We start from the raw sequence: 17,565 nt of genomic DNA, 5'->3' as shown, positions 1-17,565 counted from the left end.
GCCGGAGCAATCATCTGCTCGCGCTTTGTCGAGCGGTCGTGTTAGCCGGTCTAAGCTATTCAAGCACAACAAGCCTCGATAACCTCCCGAACCAACGCCTCTGGCGCAGCCCGGACGATCGCTTTGCCAGGCTCCTCAATCAATACGAAGCGAATATCTCCTGCATCTGATTTTTTATCAATTTTCATTAATTGAAGATAACGTCCAGCATTATCAAAAGAATCTAAAATTGCACCCTTAACAGGTAGGCCAGCACGTTCGATCAATCTTCGCAAGCGACTAACAAAGCTCTCCTCAACCAACCCTAGCCGATAGGATAATTCTGCCGCCATTACCATTCCAGCAGCGACACCCTCCCCATGCAGCCACACGCCATAACCCAAACCAGATTCTATCGCATGTCCAAAGGTGTGACCAAAGTTCAATATAGCGCGCGCGCCCGATTCCCGCTCATCCTCTCCAACCACTTCAGCTTTAATCTCACAACTGCGCTGCACAGCATACGCCAAGTCCAGTACATTTTTAGCCAACAATCGTGGCATGGCAGTTTCCAGCCAAGCAAAAAATTCCATATCAAATATAGGGCCATATTTAATAATTTCAGCAAAACCAGCACTTAACTCTCTGTCCGGCAATGTTTTCAACATTCCGATGTCGCATATTACTAGATTTGGTTGATGAAAAGCACCAATCATATTTTTACCCAAAGGGTGATTGATCCCAGTCTTTCCACCAACTGAAGAATCCACCTGAGAAAGCAAAGTTGTCGGAACTTGAATGAATGGTACACCACGCATGTAACTTGCTGCAGCAAATCCAGTTATATCACCAACAACCCCACCACCCAAAGCGAAGAGTACAGTCTTTCTATCACAATCATTTTTTAGTAAAACATCATATATTAGATTTAATGTTTCCCAATTTTTATAAATCTCTCCATCCGGAACAGTTATTGTAAGCACTTTTTGATAAATTCCCTCCAAAGATTTTACCAAATCTTGCAAATAAATTGGACCAACTTTATCATTTGTCACGACCAGTGCAGACAAGCCACCTCTATATGGCAACAACAACTGAAAAATATCCAGATTAGTGCCTATTACTACATCGTAGCCACGAGCTCCAAGCTCAACACGCACTCTATAGGAATCAATAATCATTCAGACCACCATATATAAATTATAAAATATCTACAAACAATTGAAACACAAAGAGCGGCTTTCGCCGCTCTTTAGATCAACTCATTTATAGTACCTATATTGGCGTACAAGCCGGAAAGGAAATATTCTTCCACCTATTACCAACAATAGAGTTAGCAGTGAACTTAAATTCGATATTCGCACGCCCACTCACAAGTGCATCTTTCAATTCGAATTGCAACGTAATTGGCGTTCTAGTTAAGCCACGAGAATCCAATGTTGGGCTACCAGAAACCACTGAAGCCGCGACAATATCACTCGACGATTTTAAATCCACAATAGTACCAAATGGTGCAGGCATGCCCGCCGGCGTTCCAATTTGTCCCCGCAGAGTTGCCTTGCATTTGGGGTCAAAATCCGTAGGAGCTAAAGAGATCGACTCAACCAACATGCCACTTTCATTATAAAAATCAACATCACCTACACTAGTGCTACTTAAACGAATCGAATCGCTTATTTGCACACCACTTCCGACCTGTGTAGATACAGTAACGTTGACCATCTGTCCGTCAGCCGGACGAGGATTCTGCACCTGATATTCCACAGAACACAATCCATTAACGGTAGTGCACCCTCCCCGCCCAGAAGTGCCAACTCGCCCGAAATCAACGGTTGCTATAACCGGAACACCATCGGAAACAGGATTCCCATTCTGGTCTACGATGCCGATTCGGATAACTGAACTATCTCCGGAAATATCGTTATTTAAATTAAACTTCGACGCCGATAAATCAAAACCCCGGGACACGGCAACACCCGTTGTTACCGTCAACTGATCAGACTGAGAAAAAATATCACGACTATTTACAGAAGCACGAATAATTACAGCTGTTGGAATTGATTTAGAGGATACCGATGTCGCGACGATACCGTCAGCGTTACTCTTGGCCGATGGCACATTCAAGGTAATGGCAGTGGTGGGCACTGCCGCAAAATCCACCACTACATCTTTAACTGGGTTGCCGTCCTTATCAACAACCCTGAAGCGAAGAATTGCCGACTCGGACCGCCCATTTCCTCCAGAACCAGCTATTACAATTGATTTATCGGAAGGGTCAACACTAATAAAATTCAGGGCGCTTGCGACCAGCTGGGGATTAACACCAATCACCACAGCGCTGGTAATAGATAAGTTTTGACTACCTGTTACAACAGCACTGGCAATCTCAGCAGTTGCAGACACCGAGGTAGCACCTATCGAAGTCGCAGAAGCAGCTTCAATATCAATCTCTGCCTCTCCATTAGCATTTGTAAGAGCGGTCTTTGAGTCAGGACTGAATTTAAGCAAACCACTACCAACTTCGCTGAAGGTCACAATAGTATTAGCAATTGGAGCGCCAGCACGGTCCTTTAGCAATGCTCTTGCTTTGGCAGTTTTCTCTGAGGCCGTAATAGAGAAGGTCGATACATCTGCGTTGTTACCGGATACGACCTTCAGTTGCAAGGAACCTGTCGGCTGAGCACCAGTCCCGGGCAGCGAACCTGGATTACCCCCCCCCCCCCCACACGCACCAATTGCCAGCGTGCATAAAGCAGCCAAAATAACTCGTAAGAATTGCATTTTTTCCCCTACCTGTGTTAACGATTCGCACTACGCTCGGTAATAACCTTAGGGGTTATGAAAACGAGCATTTCACGCTTTGCCGATTCCCGAGTTCTATTTTTGAATAAATTTCCAACAACTGGGACATCGCCGAGAAGGGGAATTTTATTCTCTTGGGTCGTCTCCTCCATTTCGAAAATTCCGCCAATCACAACAGTCCCTCCATTTTCTATAAGAATTTGTGTTTTGACATGCTTAGTATCGATTGCAACCCCCTGGGTCGTTGTTTCACCACGGCTATCTTTGTTTACATCTAAATCTAAAATAATATTACCCTCAGGCGTGATTTGCGGAGTAACCTCGAGCTTTAAAACCGCTTTCTTAAAGGCTAAAGTAGTCGCACCATTGGGAGCCGTAACAGCATAAGGATATTCAGTACCCTGTTCGATCAGGGCCTTTGTTTGATCCGCCGTAATAATTCGAGGGCTGGAAACGATACGTCCCTTACCATCTGCCTCCATAGCAGACAGCTCCAGTGTGAGAAATCTGTTGGCGGCCGAGTTGAATATAGAAAGAGCAAAGTTACCAACGCTGTTCACATTTGAGAGACTTGCAGGCAAATTTACAAAGTTGCTATTTGTAATCACCGCTCCACCGGCACCACTAGATGCAACGGCGTTATCATATGAAGTACCAAATGCAATGCGATTGTTGCCGCCGATTCCGTATCCACCATCACCGCCTCGGTTAGCACGCAGGTCCGTACCACCCAAACGAACACCCAATGACCTGCCAAAAGTGTCTCGTGCCTCCACAATGCGAGCCTCAATTAAAACTTGGCGCACAGCCACATCAAGACTTGCCAGAAGCAGGCGCACTTCTTCAATCTTACTGGGAGTATCTGTGACGAACAACTGGTTAGTTCGGGGCTCCGATATCGCGCTTCCTCGCTCCGACAAAAATCGGGTTGACGTTCCTGCCCCGGTACTACCACCGCTATTCGTCAGCTGCGTAACAATATCAGCAGCTTTTGCATAGTTCAACTGAAACGCCTGTGTCTTCAATGGCTCAAGTTTCTGAATCGCCTGCGCGGCTTCAAAATCTTTCTTTGTCCGCGAATCAATCTCGTCTTTTGGAGCAATCCATAGCACAGTACCTGTCTTTCTCATGCCCAAGCCTTTGGCATCCATGATAATTTGAAGAGCCTGATCCCAAGGCACATCCTTCAACCGCAGTGTCAAAGCCCCAGTAACAGTATCTGAAGTAACGATATTAAAATTTGTAAAATCAGCAATAACCTGAAGAAGTGATCGCACTTCAATATTTTGAAAGTTTAACGAAAGTTTTTCTCCGGAAAATCCAGGGCCCTGTGTTAATTTACTTATATCAACCTTCTTCTGGCGGACTTCTATGACAAACTGATTATCGCTTTGATACGCGCTGTGCTCCCAATCCCCATTGGACTCAACGAACATGCGAACCCGTTCACCAGTTTGCGACGTGGTAACAGTTTGCACAGGAGTTCCAAAATCGGTGACATCTAATCTGCGACGCAGCCCCTCAGGAAGAGAGGAGCGCAAGAAGTCCACCGTGATACCTTTCGGTTGCTGCTGCAGATTAACTCCCACCTGATTATTAGCAAGATTAACCACAATCCTACCAGCGCCATCAGAGCCGCGACGAAAATCTATATCCCTCAGGGGTAAAATATTGCTATTTTGACCTTCAGCAAATGTGGTTGAAGTTTCCGAATTGCCAGACGAACCAATCGCAGGGTCCAAAGAAATGAAGAGCGATTTCCCTCGGATATCGGTCTTGTAAGCAGCAGGGACCTTCAAATTCAATACCACACGCGACCGCTCACCAGCCTGGACGATACTCACCGATCTCAAATTACCCAGATTAGTTTCGTAAAGCGACTTTCCCGAAGAATTATCGACTCCGTAAAAATCAAGCGCAATTCGTGCTGGGAGCTGCGTAGCAAAACCAGTTGGCAGGGCGGGAATAAAATCGGTGAAGTCAATCTTCACCGTTTCAGATCCGCCTTGCACGCTTGCAGACACAGCACTGATTGCCCCCTGAGCAGAAGCACAAAAAGAAATCGCAAGGGCTGAAACGCCGACAACAAACGAGCGGCAATAATTAAAAAGCGTAATACTATTTTGTTTCATTTTCTACCCTCTTGTAGATCAAGCAATGCAGTGCGCTCTACCCAGTCCCCAGTTGCGTCCTGTACAATTTCACGCAGCTGAATCGAACTTTCAGTGATTCGAACAATTTTCCCATAATTTTGACCAAGATAATTTCCCACTTTTACCTGGTAAATCAAATTATCAATCTTCACTAAAGCCGTAGGCGAGTCTGATTTGTTCAAACTGCCAACCATAACTATGGAATCCAATGGAAAGGCCTCTAAACTTTCCTTGCGGCGTGCCATTTCCGGAGCAATTAAAACTGCATTTGAAGCCGCTTGATTCGAATCACGCCTTAACGCCTGGGTCAACTTGATCTGATTGAAAGGGTCTGCCACTCCATCTTGCGCGTAAGGCTCGGGAATAAATTTTTTCGGCTCTGTTAAGGGTTGAACAGTCGGCTTCGTGTTGGCTCGTTGCTCCGCCATCCAAACTCTTAACTCATCCTCGCCTGTTGGGCCACAGCCGCTCAAAAGAAACGCTAATACAACAAAGAGAGGGAATGCAAAAAATAATCTCATTATCTCCCCCCCCCTGCCCTCTTCTGAGCTTGAATTTCGTCAGGATCAAGATATCTAAAAGTACGGGCTGTCGCATCGAGAGTCAAGCCGTCACGAATACCCGGCGTTATTGATATATTATTCAATGTAACGATACGCGAGAGGTGAGCGATATCAGACGCAAAGGCACCAATATCATGATACTTCCCAGTCACCCTAATGGCGATGGGCAACTCAGCATAATAATCTTTCGCAATTACTTGTCCAGGTCGGAATAATTCAAACTGCAAACTCCGCCCCAAGCCAGATTGATTGATATCGGAAAGCAAAGCCGCCATTTCGGCTTTGCTCGGGAGCTGTTTTTCCAACTGAGTAACATACTGCTGAATCTGCTCCCGCTGCTTCTTGAGCGCATCCAAACTAACAGCTTTGACTAGTTTTTGCTGATAGTCGGTACGCAACGATACTTCTTTGCTGCGCTCGCCTTCGAGTTGCACTTCATATTCTTGCAAGAAAGCGTACCAGCAAACTACAGCGACAGCGCTTGCTATAAAAATGCAAAGGATCAGCTTAGGCGTCGCGGGCCACAACGACGGATCTTTTGTATCCAAATTTCTAAACTGATTCTGAATCACCGCTAGATAGTCAGTAACGCTTGTCAGCTTCCCCTTTTTCGCCATCTTATTTACCTCCCTGCGATGACGCGGCTGCACCCGCAGCCTCAATAGACTTCCTAGCGTCGCTAGCCCGAACTAATTGAAATCTCAAATTGAAAGCCGAAACCCGACGTTGGTCCCGCTGCGAAACTGCGACAGTACCTGCCGTAATCTCAGCCAATTCCGGCTTGGCAAGCCAAGGCGTATTGCTTGCCAAATTACGCAGTAGCTCGGAAACACGTTCATTTGATTGGGCCATACCCTGCATTGTGATCGTCTGCCCGGCCTGCTTGATTGCGGTGACGTAGACTCCATCCGGCAATTGCTTAACTAACTCCGTCAGTAGGTGAACAGGTAAATTTCGATCAGACTGAAGATCTTCAACCGCCTTTTGACGCGCACGAAGAGAGGCTATCTCATCTTCGATGGAAGCAATTTCTTTAATTTGCCCTTCCAGAACTTTGATCTCCTGCTGGAGAAAATCGTTTTTTTTCTGCTGATCAGTAATCATCATCTGGAACCACCAATAAATAGCTCCAGCTATAGCAAGACCCATCAGAAAAGATGCAAACATCGTCGCCTGGAATGCCTCCTTGCGACGTTTGCGAGCCGCCTCACGATGAGGTAACAAATTAATAAGAATCACTGCAGAAACCTCCGCATAGCGAGACCGCAAGAGGTCAGGTAGGACGGCGCTTCGCGCACCATTTTTTTCAGTCGCACGGAACTTCCGATTTCCATGCCATCAAAAGGATTGACAGCACTACATGCGAAACCGGTTTGCTGGGTGACAGCCTCTGTAAGCCCCGGCAGCGGGGCCGATCCTCCCGCCAACATGATGTGGTCTACGCGGTTGTGTGGCGTGCTGGTGAAGAAGAATTGCAGGGCCCGGCCAATTTCTTGGGCCATGCTGTCGACAAAAGGACGAAGGACCGCTGATTGATAGTCTTCTGGCAAGTCGCCGCTACGCTTTTTACTCTCGGCTTCTTCCACCGAGAAACCGTATTGGCGAACAATCAACTGAGTGAGTTGGGCACCGCCAAAGGCTTGATCGCGGTCATACAGAACCTCTTCGTTCCGGATCACCTGCATGCTGGTCGTCAGGGCTCCCACCTCGAAAAGCGCCACCATCGCATCCACGCCTTTATTCGGCAGCGCTTCAATGAGGCGCCCAGCAGCCAGTCGCGATGCATGGGATTCAATATCGATCACCACGGGCTTCAACCCGGCGGCCTCTGCCAAACCCTGCCGGTCTTGGACTTTTTCACGCCGGGATGCGGCAATCAGAACGTCAACATCCCCTGGTGCATTTTTACTGGGACCGATAACGCAAAAATCCAAGCTCACCTCGTCGAGCGAAAACGGGATGTACTGGTTGGCCTCGGATTCCACCTGGACCTCAAGCTCCTGCTCGGTCATACCACCTGGCAGCGTGATCTTCTTGGTGATCACTGCGGAAGGGGGCAGCGCAAGCGCCACGTTTTTGGTTCTAGTGCCGCTCTTCTTGACCAAGCGACGCAATGCGTCCGCCACTTCGTCAAACTTTTCGATGTTGCCATCGGTGATCCAGCCCCGCTCCAGTGGCTCGATCGCGCAACGCTCTAGGACCAGACTACCCGCCTTATCGCGTCCCAACTCCACCAGCTTGACACTGGAGGAGCTGATGTCGATTCCCAGCAGCGGAGCAGACTGGCGATTGAACAAAGACCCCATTGAGATCAAGATTGGTCCCCTGTAACTTGCCAAAATGAGGCAACAAAACTTAACACTTCACATGAATGCTATCAGTAAGATAGTTCTCCAGCAAAGATTTTTCCCCCTGCAACATCAGAAGAGCGTTGCCAAAAGCAGACGAAATTTTTGGGCGCTGCAATACCGCTCGGCCACTACCGGAAGCCTTTCGGCGGCACCTTGCCAAGTACGAAATTGGATTTCGAGCCCCAGCGGTGGACATTTTTATAATGGGTGGTCTTACCCCATCGGAGCGATATGCCGCCCTCCCCTTCGAAGTCCTCCGACAAGTCGGACTCCTCTCCTGTTCGCACCCGCCCCAGTTGGCTTCGCTGGTTGGTTCGTATCTCTCTTTGGATCACGGGATTGGCGGCGGCCGCAGCCTTGGGCCTGGCGCTCACAATTGCTGTGGCTCTGTCGGTGGCCTACCCCAACCTACCCGACATCTCTGACTTGGCGGACTACCGTCCCAAACTGCCGCTGCGGGTGTACTCAGCGGAAGGAGCCTTGCTGGGCGAGTTTGGCGAAGAACGTCGCAACCTCACACCCATCGGCGAGATTCCGCAGGTCATGAAAGACGCCGTTTTGGCGATTGAAGATGCCCGGTTCTTTCAACACGGCGGGGTGGACTACAAAGGCGTTCTGCGAGCGGGTCTCGCCAATCTGGGCCGGGTAAAAAGCCAAGGCGCTTCAACGATCACCATGCAGGTGGCGCGCAATGTTTATCTGTCCTCAGAAAAAACATTTACTCGCAAAATTTACGAAATCTTACTAACTTTCAAATTGGAGCATTTGCTGACCAAGGATCAGATTCTTGAGATTTACATGAATCAGATTTTCCTCGGCAATCGTGCTTACGGTTTTGCAGCCGCCTCTGAAGCTTATTTTGGTAAACCGCTCAAATCCGTCTCGATCGCCGAAGCTGCGATGCTTGCCGGTTTGCCCAAGGCTCCATCTGCCTACAACCCCATCAGCAATCCGAAACGTGCCCGCGCTCGTCAGCAGTACATCATCGAGCGGATGGAAGAAAACGGCTTCATCACTGCGCAACAAGCAGAGCAAGCCAAGAAAGAAGAACTGAAAATCCGCACGGGGCCCGACAACACCCGCATCCACGCTGAATACGTGGCGGAAATGGCCCGCCAGCTGATCTTTGCCCAGTACGGCAACGAGGCCTACACACGCGGTCTCAATGTGTACACCACCCTTAACGCCGCAGAACAAGAGGCGGCCTATGTCGCTTTGCGGCGTGGGATCATGGATTACGAACGGCGCCAGCAGTACCGGGGGCCAGAAAAGTTTGTGGCGCTGCCTGCCAGCGCTCAGGAGGTGGAAGACGCCATTGATGACGCACTGGCCAACCATCCGGACAACGGCGACGTGCTCTCCGCGGTGGTGCTGGAGGCATCTGCCAAACGTATCCTGGCCGCCCGTGCCAACGGGGACTCGGTGGAGATCACAGGCGATGGACTGAAGCCTGCTCAATCCGGCCTCAGCGACAAGGCCCCCCCCAACATCAAGATACGGCGTGGCGCCGTGATCCGTGTGGTCAAGACACCCAAAGGCGCCTGGGAGATTACACAGCTGCCCGAAGTGGAAGGCGCGTTTGTAGCCCTGGACCCGCGCAACGGCTCCATTCGTGCACTGGTGGGCGGCTTCGACTTCGACAAGAACAAGTTCAACCATGCAGCGCAGGCCTGGCGCCAGCCGGGCTCCAGCTTCAAGCCCTTCATTTACTCGGCGGCGCTCGAAAAAGGCTTCACGCCCGCCACCGTGATCAACGACGCCCCGCTGTTCTTTGATGCGGGGGTCACAGGCGGCCAGCCTTGGGAGCCCAAGAACTACGACGGCAAGTACGACGGCCCCATGAGCATGCGCACGGGCTTGGCGAAGTCCAAGAACATGATTTCCATCCGGATCCTGCAGGCCGTAGGCCCCAAGACGGCACAGGAATGGGTGGGACGGTTTGGATTCGACCCCGAGAAACACCCTGCATACCTGACCATGGCGCTGGGTGCAGGCTCAGTGACTCCTCTGCAAATGGCCTCTGCGTATTCGGTGTTCGCCAACGGCGGATACCGCATCAATCCTTGGCTGATCGCCAAGGTCACCGACCACAAGGGCCGGGTGATTTCTGAGATCACACCTCCCGCGTTGAGTGAACAGCCACGTGCCATTGATGCGCGCAACGCCTTTGTCATGAGCAGCCTGTTGCAGGAAGTGACCCGCACCGGTACTGCAGCACGCGCTCAGGCGACCCTGAAGCGACCCGATCTTTATGGCAAAACCGGCACCACCAATGATTCGGTGGACGCGTGGTTTGCCGGGTTCCAGCCGACCATCGCAGCCGTGACCTGGATTGGCTATGACACGCCGCGCAATCTGGGCAGCAGGGAAACCGGGGGCGGGCTGAGCCTGCCGGTGTGGATCAGCTTCATGGAGCGCGCGCTCAAGGGTGTGCCGGTGATGGAGCCCACGGTGCCGCCCGGTGTCGTGAATGTGGGCGGCGAGTGGTTCTACGAGGAATACGCGCGCAACGCGGGTGTTTCGAGCGTGGGTGTGGAAGACCGATCCGTATCTCCGGCGGTAGCCCCCCAGGCGCCTCCTCCTTCTGAAGAGCGCAGTCGCATCCTGGACTTGTTCCGTAACTGATCGCCCCAACGCCCCATCACCAGCCCCTCAGGCTGGCGGGGCGAAAACCGTCACGCAGAAAACTGCAGCGACATGCCGGACTGCTGTGACGCGTCGCGCGTTAGGCACGCAAAAAACTCACCTGCGCCTTTGGTGTCCTGCCAGTGGCTGCCATCAAAACGGTAGTGGTAGCCGCCCGATCGGGCCGCCATCCACACCTCGTGCAGCGGCTTTTGCAGATTGATCACGATCTGGCTGCGATTGGGAAAGGTCAAGGTCACCATGCCCCCCGAGCGCTGGCTGTCCACATCGGCATCCGAGGTGTCGTTGATGCGATCACAACTGCGCTCGACGGCAAGCAGCAGTTGTTCGGCGTGGTCCATGAATTCGAGGTCGGTCATTACAATTTGCGCATGTTGAAAGCTCCCCAAATTCTAGTCAGGACGCTTGTCCTTGCTGCCAGTGCGGCAGCCCTCTTCGGTTGTGGCCAGCGGGGGCCGTTGTATCTGCCGACCGGCCCTGCAGCGAGCCAGCGTGCCACGCTGCCGCAAACACTCACGCCGGGCAACGACACCAACACTGCGCCGTCGCCTGCGGCCAGCGCCTCGCAGCCACGCTGAAACATTCGGCCGCCTGCGCAGGATGGCCAGGCAATGCGGTTTCGCTTGATTTCCATCAAGCACAAAGCTTAGGGGTACTCGTACAGTCTGCGCTTTATTGCACCGCAGGATGGCCATGGCCCTGGAACTCTACCGCGACAAAAATCATGCTTGCCTGATGTTCACCGACCTCATTGAGGAAGATGGACAGGCCGTGCAGGCCAATCAGTTCCTGATCGTGGACGACGACACCGGCGCCATCATCGACCCGGGCGGCAACCTCGCTTTCAACGAGCTGTTCATGGGGATGACCAAGCATTTCCCGCCCCACAAGCTGTCGTACCTGATCGCCTCGCACGCAGACCCGGACATCATTGCCTCGCTGGACCGCTGGATGACCAGCACCAAGGCCAACCTGGTGATCTCACGTGTGTGGGAGCGCTTTGCACCGCACTTCACCAAGGTGGGCAAAACCGAAAACCGCGTGATCGGTGTGCCAGACGGTGGCGGCCACCTGCCCCTGGGACGCCATGAGCTGGTACTGCTGCCTGCGCACTTCATGCACTCCGAGGGCAACTTCCACTTCTACGACCCGGTCAGTCGCATCCTGTTCACAGGCGACCTGGGCGTATCGATGATGTCGGGGGCCGAGGCCCGTGTGCCGGTGACTGACCTCAAGGCGCACATTCCGCGCATGGAGGGGTTCCACCGCCGCTACATGGTGTCCAACAAAATCCTGCGCCTGTGGGCACGCATGGCACGGCAGCTCGACATTGCCATGATCGTGCCGCAGCATGGTGCCCCGATCATGGGCAAGGAAGCCATTAGCGACTTCTTTGAATGGATCGAGAACCTGATGTGCGGCATCGACCTGTTCGATGACCGCGCCTACCAGATTCCCACCGCGTACATCGACCCTGTGACCCGGCAGATGCGCCCTGCGCTGCGGACAGTCAACGGGTAAATGTTGGTCAAATCGACTGCAAGCGCTACAACTACAAGCCCAAGAAGCTATAAATTTAATAGCATTCAACTTCCCGGAGATCCAGCGGCTGTCCGTCTTGCCGCTGCACCGGCCGGTGCAGCCGACCGCTTGCGCAGTCGGTGCCAAAGTCGCCAGCCCAGCAGCGCGCCGAGGATGGCGGCATAGATGGCGACTTCACCAAAATTGTTCTTGCCAGCACGCATCCAGAAGAAGTGCAGCACCGCTAACCCGGCCACCGCATAGACGGTGCGGTGCAGCGCCTGCCAGCGCTTGCCGCCCAGGGCCTTGATCGCGCGGTTGAACGACGTCGCAGCCAACAGGGCCAGCAACACCAGGGCCAATGTGCCCACCAGGATGAAGGGCCGCTTGGCTATGTCGTGCAGGATGTCCGGGATGTCGAAACCCATGTCGAACCAGCTGTAGCTCAGCAGGTGCAGCACTCCGTAAAAGAACACAAACAACCCCAGCATGCGCCGAAACCGCGCCAGCTGCGGGGTGGCGGTGATGACGCGCAGTGGAGTGATCGCCAGCACCAGGCAAAGCGCCCGCAGCGTCCAGTCACCGGTGACGCGGATCAACGCCTCTGCAGGGTTGGCGCCCAGCTGGTTCGCCACCGTGGCATAGACCAGCCACGCCAGCGGCAACAGGCACGACACAAACACCACCGGCTTGGCGGCGGGGTGGAGCAATAGTTTTCGCATCGCGATTCAAGAACCACCGTGGCCTCGCACACCGCCCAGGACGGCAGCGAGGCCCAAGCGGTCAGTAGAACTTCTTGAGGTCCATGCCCGCGTAGAGCTGGCCGACCTGGGCTTCGTAGCCGTTGAACATCAACGTCTTGCGCTTCTTGGCAAACAAGCCGTCTTCACCAATACGCCGCTCGGTCGCCTGGCTCCAGCGGGGGTGGTCCACATTGGGGTTCACGTTGGAATAGAACCCGTACTCCTGCTGGGCCGCCTTGTTCCACGCGGTGCCTGGTTCTTTTTCGACAAAGCGGATCTTCACGATGCTCTTGGCGCTCTTGAAGCCGTACTTCCATGGCACCACCAGACGCACCGGTGCACCGTTCTGGTTGGGCAGCACTTCGCCGTACATGCCGAAGGCCAGCAAGGTCAGCGGGTGCATGGCCTCGTCCATGCGCAAGCCTTCCACATAAGGCCAGTCCAGCACGCGCGAGCCCACGAAGGGCATGGTGGCCTTGTCGGCCAGGGTCACGAACTCGACGTACTTGGCGCTGCCCTGCGGCTCCACTCGCTTGATGAGCTCGGCCAGCGAGTACCCCACCCACGGGATGACCATGGACCAGCCTTCCACGCAGCGCAGTCTGTAAATGCGTTCTTCCTGCGCGCTGAGCTTGATCAGGTCTTCAATGCCGTACTTGCCGGGCTTCTTGACCAGGCCCTCAACTTCCACCGTCCACGGGCTGGTCTTGAGAGTGTGCGCATTGCGGGCGGGGTCGGCCTTGTCGGTGCCAAATTCGTAGAAGTTGTTGTAAGTGCTCGCGTCCTTGTAGTCCGTGAGCTTCTCCATGGAGACCGCCCCCGCTACTGCCGACTTGGCACCCGCCAAAGGCGCCAGCTTGCCAGGGCGCGTGACTGCCACCTGCTGCGCCAGGGCCTCCCGACCCGCCCAGGCGGCCATGGCGGCACCGGCAGCACCACCCGCCATCAGCTTGAGCATCTGGCGGCGGTCTTCGTAGACCGAGCGGGGGGTGATTTCGGAGGAGTGCGGGTGATTGAAACCCGAATCGCGTGAGGGGATCAGCATGGTGGCTCCGGTCATGGTGGGTGAAACAGCTGCAGCGGTAGAGCAGAACAACTGTTAGTTCGTTCCCTGGACCGCTCAGGTTACACCGAAGACGCAATAGTTGCTGTGCGCCTGCGAATGCCCGACATGCCCGCCGCGCCCGTTGACGATCTGGCAGGGATCGTCAACAGCGCTCGCCCTCTCAGAGCGTGCCGTAGCTGTGCAGGCCGCTCAGGAACATGTTGACGCCCAGGAACGCGAAGGTCGTCACAGCCAGACCCACCAGCGCCCACCAGGCGGACACCGTGCCGCGCAGGCCCTTCATAAGCCGCATGTGCAGCCAGGCCGCGTAGTTGAGCCAGACGATCAGGGCCCAGGTTTCCTTGGGGTCCCAGCTCCAGTAGCCGCCCCAGGCCTCGGCGGCCCACAGCGCACCCAGCACCGTGGCGATGGTGAAGAAGGCAAAGCCCACAGCGATGGACTTGTACATCACGTCGTCCAGGATCTCGAACGAGGGCAGGCGCGCCGCGATGCGCTTGCGGCCCAGCAGAATGCCCGCAACGATGAAGGCCGAAACGCCGAAGTAGACCATCCAGTAGCTGCCGCCGTTTTCCGTCGCGCCCTGGCGGAACACGATGGGCTCGAAACACAGCACCACGCCCAGCAGCCACAGCGGCGCCAGCTTGTACCAACGGGTTTCAGTGGCCTGCTGTTTGATGAGGTAGGCAAACGCCACCATGGCCGACAGCGCAAACGTGCCGTAACCGATGAAGTTGGCGGGCACATGCAGCTTCATCCACCAGCTCTTGAGCGCAGGGACCAGCGGCTGGATCTCATGCGCCTCGCGCACCACGGTGTACCAAAGCAAAAAGCCCACGGCAGCACTGACCACCAACATCACAAAACCACCCAGCGCGCGCGTGTCGTACTGCTCTTCGTAGTACAGGTAGAACGCCGCTGTCATCCAGCAGAACAGCACGAACACTTCGTAGAGGTTGCTCACCGGGATGTGGCCGATGTCCGGGCCGATGAGGTAACTTTCGTACCAGCGCACCAGGGTGCCAATGAGCGCCATAGCCACCGCCACCCACGCAATGCGCGAGCCCAGCATGCTCATGGTCTTGCCTTCGCCACGTGCAAACATCCCCACCCAGTAAAACGCCGTGCTGATGAAAAACAGCATGCTCATCCACAGGATGGCCGACTGGCTGGACAGGAAATACTTGAGGCCGAACACCGTGTCGGCCCGCGCCAGGCTGCCTGCCCCGTCTTGCTGGTACAGGCCAATGGCCATGAGCGCCACGGCCGCCACCACCAGCATCAGAACGCGCAGCGGGCGCCAGAACCAGCCCAGCCAGATGGTGCTCGGAATGGCGCCCAGCAAAATGCCTTTTTCGTAGACATCCATGAAGGCCCCGTAGCGCTGCAGCGCATACAACGCCCCCACGGCCACGATGGCGGCAAACAGCCAGTCCAACCAGTTGCGGCGAGCGAAGAACCCCTCGTTCAGGGTGATCGTGGTAGCGGTCGAGGTAGAAGTCGCGGTGTTCATGCGGTGCCTTCGCGGGGCGATGCCCCGATCAGTTTTTGTGCGAGCTGGACAAACTCCTGGTCGCCGTCCATGGTCTTGCGGTTGGTGGACAGTGCCATGGTGGCGTGGGTGCGGCCATCCTGCGGGGCCACCCAGACCCACACGCGCCGCTCGCGCACGTAGAGCATGGCAAAAACGCCCAGGATCAGCAAGGCGCAGCCCAGATAGACAACATTCTTGCCAGGGGCTCGCGCCACCTGGAACACGCTGGCCTGGACCTGGGTGAAGTCTTTGAGTTCAAACGCCAGCGGCGCTGGGTAGATCTGCGCATCGCTGAGGGAGAGCACGGCCTGGGTCATAAAACCCCGGGTCTGATCGTCCTGCGGCAGCGGCGGCAGGCCCTCACGCTGGCGGGTCAACTGGGCCAGCTCGAACAGCGTGCCGTTCAGGATGCGCACCAGCACCTCGCCTGCGCGCGCACGCTCCGCCTCGGGCACATTGGCCTCCATGAAGTCCGACACGGCCTGCAGCCCGCCCGTGGGCTTGCCATCAACCACACCACGCCCTGCGAACAACGCGAGTGCGCGCACGGCAGACTGCTGCAGTTGCTCGGCCAGGTCGGGGCGCGAGGCGTCCATGGCCTGCGACACGTAGCGGCGCACCGCCTGCTCCCGGGCCTGGGGGTCGGCCAGGGCGGCCTTCATGCGCATGAAACCGTCCATGCTGCCCTTGTCATCCGCCGGTACCCGCAGGTACCGGAAGGGCTCTGCCGGGGATTCGCGCACCCCCAGCAGGAACACCGGCACGCCGTCGCCGGTGTCGACTGGCAGCATGTAGTTGTGGAACTCACGTGCCTGCCCGGCCGCATCACGCAGCTTGTAGCTCACGCTAGGGCCGACGTTGCGCAGTTCTTTTTTGGTGACGGTTTTGTTGGCAGCGCCCAGGCGCGACTCCACCGACTCGCGCAGGTCCACCTTGCGCACGTCGGCACCGCTGCCGCCCGGGCCAGCGCCGCCAAAGTTCTCCACATTGATGGTGCGCAGCGCCGTGAACTCCAGCGTCAGCGTATCGCTGCCGGGGCCTCCGCCCTTGTTGGTGAGCTGCGTGGAGTTGCCCACCACACCCTCGACATCAAAAGGCTTGGCCCCCGCCACCATGGGTACGGCGCGCAGCTTGAGGTGCGAGCCGCCGTCGTCAAAGCTCGACTGGTAGATCTCGATGCCCTTGTAGCTGGCCGGGTGGTTCACCTCGACGCGTGCAGGCGTCTTCTCGCCCGTGGCCTTGTCGTGGATGATGATTTCGCTGGCGAACAGCTTGGGCATGCCCGTGGAGTAGTGCTCCACGATGAACTTCTTAAGCTCAATCGCAAACGGCAGGTCCTGCAGCAGCACACCGTCGGACTGGCTCAGGATGGCCGTGCTCGACTGCGTACCCTCGGCCACGAGCAGGTTGCCCCGGAAGGTAGGGTTGCGCTCGGACAGGCGGTGCTCGGGCTTCACATCGGCGATCAGCCCGCCCCCGGTGTAGACCGACTTGCCACCCAGCAGCATCTGCGCCCGCACGATGAGGTCGCCGTCCAGCAGGCCCCCCACACACACCAGCACGATGGCACTGTGCGCCGCGATGTAGCCGATCTTGTTGGCCGCACCCGCCTTGGCCGCCACCATCCAGCCGGTGCCTGGGCCGGCGGCGGTATCGCGCTGCTGCAGGCGCACCTTCCACCCGCCCCCTGCCAGCAGCGTGCCAATGCGGCGTGCCTCGGCCTCGGCAGAGTCGCTGAGCGCAGCCTCGGCCTTGTGGTGGAACGCCTTCAGGCTTTGTTCGCGGATGTTCTCTTTGTAGACCTTGAGGTCGGTGAGGATCTTGGGCGTGTTGCGGGCAATGCACAGAGAGGTGCTGATGACCAGAAACGCCAGGATCAGCAGAAACCACCAGGCGCTGTACACCGCGTTGAGCTGGATGGCGCCGAACAACTCGGCCCAGAACGGTCCGAACTGGTTGACATAGTTGGCCGAAGGTTCGTGCTGCTTGAGCACCGTGCCGATGACCGAGGCGATGCAGATCACCGTCAGCAGCGAGATGGCGAACCGCATCGAAGACAGCAGCTCGACCCCGGCGCGCAGGGCCTGGGAGCCGGACTTCATGCGAAGGCCCTGGGTGTTGTCGGACATGAGTGGGTGCGGTGTCTGCGAAGCGCGAAAGAAAAAGGGCGGGACCATCGCTGCGATGGACCCGCCCTTTTTGGGGTTGTT

Annotated in this window: 15 protein-coding genes; 3 read left to right on the top strand and 12 right to left on the bottom strand. The window is 55.5% G+C overall.

What is annotated here, in order from left to right; translation table 11 throughout:
- Positions 1-59: 59 nt before the first annotated feature.
- The 7 genes from aroB to ACODSM_RS21575 form a co-directional block, all read right to left on the bottom strand.
- Complete coding sequence (aroB, locus tag ACODSM_RS21605) at positions 60-1,160, bottom strand: 3-dehydroquinate synthase (protein ID WP_488806858.1); 1,101 nt, start codon at positions 1,158-1,160, stop codon at positions 60-62.
- Between the two features lie 94 nt (positions 1,161-1,254).
- On the bottom strand, positions 1,255-2,643 hold the full coding sequence (locus tag ACODSM_RS21600; protein WP_488806857.1) for an Ig-like domain-containing protein: 1,389 nt from the start codon (positions 2,641-2,643) through the stop codon (positions 1,255-1,257).
- 134 nt (positions 2,644-2,777) lie between these two features.
- On the bottom strand, positions 2,778-4,913 hold the full coding sequence (locus tag ACODSM_RS21595) for a type IV pilus secretin PilQ (protein ID WP_488806856.1): 2,136 nt from the start codon (positions 4,911-4,913) through the stop codon (positions 2,778-2,780).
- Complete coding sequence (locus ACODSM_RS21590) at positions 4,910-5,455, bottom strand: pilus assembly protein PilP (protein WP_488806855.1); 546 nt, start codon at positions 5,453-5,455, stop codon at positions 4,910-4,912. The genes ACODSM_RS21595 and ACODSM_RS21590 overlap by 4 nt, the downstream gene beginning before the upstream one ends.
- Positions 5,455-6,114, bottom strand: a complete 660-nt coding sequence (locus ACODSM_RS21585; RefSeq protein ID WP_488806854.1) for a type IV pilus inner membrane component PilO — start codon at positions 6,112-6,114, stop codon at positions 5,455-5,457. The genes ACODSM_RS21590 and ACODSM_RS21585 overlap by 1 nt, the downstream gene beginning before the upstream one ends.
- Before the next feature lies 1 nt (position 6,115).
- Complete coding sequence (locus tag ACODSM_RS21580; protein WP_488806853.1) at positions 6,116-6,736, bottom strand: PilN domain-containing protein; 621 nt, start codon at positions 6,734-6,736, stop codon at positions 6,116-6,118.
- On the bottom strand, positions 6,733-7,812 hold the full coding sequence (locus tag ACODSM_RS21575) for a pilus assembly protein PilM (RefSeq protein ID WP_488806852.1): 1,080 nt from the start codon (positions 7,810-7,812) through the stop codon (positions 6,733-6,735). The genes ACODSM_RS21580 and ACODSM_RS21575 overlap by 4 nt, the downstream gene beginning before the upstream one ends.
- A gap of 267 nt (positions 7,813-8,079) precedes the next feature.
- Here ACODSM_RS21575 and ACODSM_RS21570 point away from each other — a divergent pair, with 267 nt between their 5' ends.
- Positions 8,080-10,473, top strand: coding sequence for a penicillin-binding protein 1A (locus tag ACODSM_RS21570; RefSeq protein WP_488806851.1), 2,394 nt, complete (start codon positions 8,080-8,082; stop codon positions 10,471-10,473).
- Positions 10,474-10,523: 50 nt separating this feature from the next.
- On the opposite strand, the gene cyaY is transcribed toward ACODSM_RS21570, so the two are convergent.
- Positions 10,524-10,853, bottom strand: coding sequence for an iron donor protein CyaY (gene cyaY / locus ACODSM_RS21565; RefSeq protein WP_110959754.1), 330 nt, complete (start codon positions 10,851-10,853; stop codon positions 10,524-10,526).
- A gap of 12 nt (positions 10,854-10,865) precedes the next feature.
- On the opposite strand from cyaY, the gene lptM reads away from it, so the two are divergent.
- Together lptM and ACODSM_RS21555 are read left to right on the top strand one after the other, a co-directional pair.
- The gene (gene lptM / locus ACODSM_RS21560; RefSeq protein ID WP_110959755.1) at positions 10,866-11,072 is read left to right on the top strand and encodes an LPS translocon maturation chaperone LptM; all 207 of its coding nucleotides are present in this window, start codon (positions 10,866-10,868) and stop codon (positions 11,070-11,072) included.
- 115 nt (positions 11,073-11,187) lie between these two features.
- Complete coding sequence (locus ACODSM_RS21555) at positions 11,188-12,015, top strand: oxygen-binding di-iron domain-containing protein (RefSeq protein WP_488806850.1); 828 nt, start codon at positions 11,188-11,190, stop codon at positions 12,013-12,015.
- A gap of 65 nt (positions 12,016-12,080) precedes the next feature.
- Here the strand turns inward: ACODSM_RS21555 and msrQ are convergent, their stop codons facing one another.
- The 4 genes from msrQ to ACODSM_RS21535 form a co-directional block, all read right to left on the bottom strand.
- Positions 12,081-12,737, bottom strand: coding sequence for a protein-methionine-sulfoxide reductase heme-binding subunit MsrQ (msrQ, locus tag ACODSM_RS21550; RefSeq protein WP_488806849.1), 657 nt, complete (start codon positions 12,735-12,737; stop codon positions 12,081-12,083).
- A 61-nt stretch (positions 12,738-12,798) separates the two neighbouring features.
- Positions 12,799-13,803, bottom strand: a complete 1,005-nt coding sequence (gene msrP, locus ACODSM_RS21545) for a protein-methionine-sulfoxide reductase catalytic subunit MsrP (protein ID WP_295937818.1) — start codon at positions 13,801-13,803, stop codon at positions 12,799-12,801.
- Between the two features lie 181 nt (positions 13,804-13,984).
- Entirely contained in the window at positions 13,985-15,334 is a 1,350-nt protein-coding gene (ccsB, locus tag ACODSM_RS21540; RefSeq protein WP_488806848.1) for a c-type cytochrome biogenesis protein CcsB, read from the bottom strand.
- Positions 15,331-17,484 carry a cytochrome c biogenesis protein ResB gene (locus ACODSM_RS21535; protein WP_488806847.1) on the bottom strand — a complete coding sequence of 718 codons (2,154 nt, stop codon included), beginning with the start codon at positions 17,482-17,484 and terminating at the stop codon, positions 15,331-15,333. The genes ccsB and ACODSM_RS21535 overlap by 4 nt, the downstream gene beginning before the upstream one ends.
- Positions 17,485-17,565 lie beyond the last annotated feature (81 nt).

Source organism: Acidovorax sp. FG42 (assembly GCF_057809195.1).
This window is presented reverse-complemented; position numbering and strand designations above follow the sequence as displayed.

What these genes read in the sequence shown, in the direction of transcription:
- aroB (WP_488806858.1), bottom strand. Translation starts at nt 1,160, where the DNA reads ATGATTATTGATTCCTATAGAGTGCGTGTTGAGCTTGGAGCTCGTGGC.
- ACODSM_RS21595 (WP_488806856.1), bottom strand. Translation starts at nt 4,913, where the DNA reads ATGAAACAAAATAGTATTACGCTTTTTAATTATTGCCGCTCGTTTGTT.
- ACODSM_RS21590 (WP_488806855.1), bottom strand. Translation starts at nt 5,455, where the DNA reads ATGAGATTATTTTTTGCATTCCCTCTCTTTGTTGTATTAGCGTTTCTT.
- ACODSM_RS21585 (WP_488806854.1), bottom strand. Translation starts at nt 6,114, where the DNA reads ATGGCGAAAAAGGGGAAGCTGACAAGCGTTACTGACTATCTAGCGGTG.
- ACODSM_RS21570 (WP_488806851.1), top strand. Translation starts at nt 8,080, where the DNA reads ATGCCGCCCTCCCCTTCGAAGTCCTCCGACAAGTCGGACTCCTCTCCT.
- cyaY (WP_110959754.1), bottom strand. Translation starts at nt 10,853, where the DNA reads ATGACCGACCTCGAATTCATGGACCACGCCGAACAACTGCTGCTTGCC.
- lptM (WP_110959755.1), top strand. Translation starts at nt 10,866, where the DNA reads ATGTTGAAAGCTCCCCAAATTCTAGTCAGGACGCTTGTCCTTGCTGCC.
- ACODSM_RS21555 (WP_488806850.1), top strand. Translation starts at nt 11,188, where the DNA reads ATGGCCCTGGAACTCTACCGCGACAAAAATCATGCTTGCCTGATGTTC.
- msrQ (WP_488806849.1), bottom strand. Translation starts at nt 12,737, where the DNA reads ATGCGAAAACTATTGCTCCACCCCGCCGCCAAGCCGGTGGTGTTTGTG.
- msrP (WP_295937818.1), bottom strand. Translation starts at nt 13,803, where the DNA reads ATGCTGATCCCCTCACGCGATTCGGGTTTCAATCACCCGCACTCCTCC.
- ccsB (WP_488806848.1), bottom strand. Translation starts at nt 15,334, where the DNA reads ATGAACACCGCGACTTCTACCTCGACCGCTACCACGATCACCCTGAAC.
- ACODSM_RS21535 (WP_488806847.1), bottom strand. Translation starts at nt 17,484, where the DNA reads ATGTCCGACAACACCCAGGGCCTTCGCATGAAGTCCGGCTCCCAGGCC.